At 41.7% G+C, this 2237-nt stretch carries 1 protein-coding gene; it reads left to right on the plus strand.

Translation table 11 applies throughout. The annotated features are described in order from the left end of the window. Window positions 1–81 precede the first annotated feature (81 nt). The gene (locus BLV90_RS15830; protein ID WP_091743075.1) at window positions 82–1899 is read left to right on the plus strand and encodes an MAC/perforin domain-containing protein; all 1818 of its coding nucleotides are present in this window, start codon (window positions 82–84) and stop codon (window positions 1897–1899) included. Window positions 1900–2237 lie beyond the last annotated feature (338 nt).

Below are 2237 nucleotides of genomic sequence, written 5' to 3' on the forward strand. Positions count from 1 at the left end.
CTTTCCGGAACACTTGTTGCCGTAGTCCAGCAATTCTTCTCATGAAGCTTTTTTACAATCACCCGAGTAGGAGGGAAGAACATGTGCGCGTTATTTCAAACTGTTGAAGTTGTCGACGGCAGTACAACGTTTTTGGGGTTTGGAATTAATACACAAGGAGAACCCGATATTACTTCTGTACTAGCTCCCATTTTTGATCCCTCAAAAGCCGCTACGAAAGAATATGAATTTCGTCGGCAGGCACCGGATATCAGCACCACCTTTCTGATTCCCGAATATGCTTCACCGGGTCCCTGTGCCGAACGCCAGTCCTCGTATACCAAATTGACTTCGGCCACTACACGGATTACTACACAAAAGACGATTTCTTCAGGAGTAGGAGTCGGCACTCCTATCCCGTTATTCGGTGGTCAATTTGAGGCTTCCTATTCGGACACCTTTGGAATGACCCGGGAATATTATTACTGCTTTTACCTTAGCTATACGGTGACAGGAACCATCTGTGTCTCCACTTCTAATACGTCGGATCCGTTTTTAAGTGACGCTTTTAAAGCCGATGTCGAAAATCTTCCAGCTACCTTTGATAAGACAAATCCCAGCAATGTCAGCGCATGGTTTGATTTTTTTCAAAAGTATGGCGGCTATTTTGTATCCGATTTAATTTATGGCGGAACTCTTCAATACTATAACGCGGTCACGACGGTGACTGGCTTTGTACAGAAACAAATTGGCGCCAACTTTATGTTCAATGTTGAAACTCTCATGGGCGGTGCAATGAGGGAATTAAATGCAGAATATAAAAAGTATGTGGAAAATAGCGTATTTCAATTTTCCAACAAAGGAGGAACCAGATCTCTCACTTTTGACCCGAGGCTTCCTGACGACGAAGCCGCGAAACAAGCGTTAATGGATATAGCTGCATGGCAAGACACAATTCCTATGAATCCCAATTTTATGATGGATATTCGAATAAAAGCAATCGCAGATCTTTCCTTTGTTATATCCAAGGGAAAAAACGGAGCCATGAACACTGCCTTTGAAGACTTTTCGGATCGATTGACCCCTACCATCCAGGTGCAACTTATACAATCCCAAATTCAATCAACTTTAAAATCTCCTCCCCCTCCCCTTCCCCCCGTCTCATTCACTAAGCCGAGCATTACTGTATCAGGGCGAGATGTTAACAACCTAAGAAAACCGGTTACTCAATTGTTGCCTGAGCAGTGTTTTCAACCTATAAATATAGGTTTTCAGGTAGTGATACTTGATCCCGCTACGATCCCCGCTCCAGAATGTGTACTTTGGAATAAATACTATCCATTTAATTTTAGTAAAGATCATTTAATTTGTTTACTTGGAATGCAGCCTACCGAACCCTTCTTTTTTGATCTAGAAATTGATAGCCTGGATTTGTATGGCGATTTCATGGATGATTATTTTGGAAGACAACTAAATAAACCTGGTAATATTTTCATATTTAGTACGTATAATATGCCGAGTAGTTTTTGGCCCAGAGGCGGAATGCGCGGGTCCATGATGAATAATACTTTATTAGGAAATGGCGCATCCGGATATGGTGACTCATATACCCCAGGAACCGTTGGTACCTATCAGAACTGGATCAGTTCTCCACGGTCAGAAGGTTATCAAAATGAAACCTCCGTATTTTTGAATACAAATCAACCGGCTACCTATACATTGATTGGTCCTATAGCTGACGCTACTGGAAGTGCCACTAATGCGGGTGGCGAGGTATTTGGATCTATTGATAATACATCATCTATTAGTTCGTTACTTCAGGTCACCCTTCTTAAAAAGAATATAAATGATCCGAATCCATCTATTGCCCAAGATCAAGCTACTGTGACCACTACACCAATACCACAAAATATTCTATAACTCTTTTATATTTTGATTCTTCGGTTGATTTCTTTGGATTATCGGCTTGATGACATTAAGCAACCCTTAGTTCGATACTCAACCGGACTAAGGTTGTTTAATTTCTTTTGGAATCGCTAAAAGCTCTCCATGCAGGCGTTGCCGAGACAGTTTCGATTTACCGCTTTTATTATGCTTGATCTAGTTTTGTAGCTTGTGACTTTTCTTATCTTTTTGTGCTAATGCCAGGCAGGGTCTAAATAGACTTTCTATAACGCATTGAGATGAGACACACCATATCCCATTATGAACGCGAGGAGTGGATGAACATGGGAGTACCAGGTCAGAGGGGACCACGG

This window comes from Marininema mesophilum (genome assembly GCF_900106775.1).
Classification (GTDB): Bacteria; Bacillota; Bacilli; order Thermoactinomycetales; family DSM-45169; genus Marininema; species Marininema mesophilum.

Excerpts from the sequence above, each read along its gene's own strand:
- BLV90_RS15830 (WP_091743075.1), top strand. The coding sequence starts at position 82 with ATGTGCGCGTTATTTCAAACTGTTGAAGTTGTCGACGGCAGTACAACG.